Annotated in this window: 1 protein-coding gene; it reads left to right on the forward strand. The window is 62.2% G+C overall.

Going from position 1 to position 394, the window contains the following annotated elements:
* Positions 1-117: 117 nt before the first annotated feature.
* Positions 118-394: IMP dehydrogenase (locus tag G8O24_RS47365; RefSeq protein ID WP_188108455.1), on the forward strand; the 277-nt coding region annotated here is incomplete at its 3' end.

Raw genomic sequence — 394 nt, forward strand, 5'->3', positions numbered from 1 at the left:
CGCATCACCTCGGCGGGCCTGCGCGAATCTCATCCGCACGACATTCAGCTGACGGTCGAAGCCCCTAATTACTCTGCCCATTGACGGGCCAGCCGGATATCCGGCAGGAAAGGAATCATGTACGACATCGGACGCAGCAAGCGTGCCACCCGGGCCTACAGCCTGGACGACATCGCCCTCATTCCCTCCCGGCGCACCCGTGGCACCGAGATGGTGAACCTGGAGTGGCGCATCGACGCACTCACCTTCGACTTCCCCATCATGGCCGCCCCCATGGACTCGGTTATGAGCCCTGCAACGGCTATTGAGTTTGGGCGTTTGGGCGGCCTTGGTGTGCTCAACCTTGAGGGTTTGTGGACCCGTTACGAGGATCCCACCCCGTACCTCGAGGAGC

Source organism: Bradyrhizobium campsiandrae (assembly GCF_014529705.1).
Classification (GTDB): domain Bacteria; phylum Pseudomonadota; class Alphaproteobacteria; order Rhizobiales; family Xanthobacteraceae; genus Bradyrhizobium; species Bradyrhizobium campsiandrae.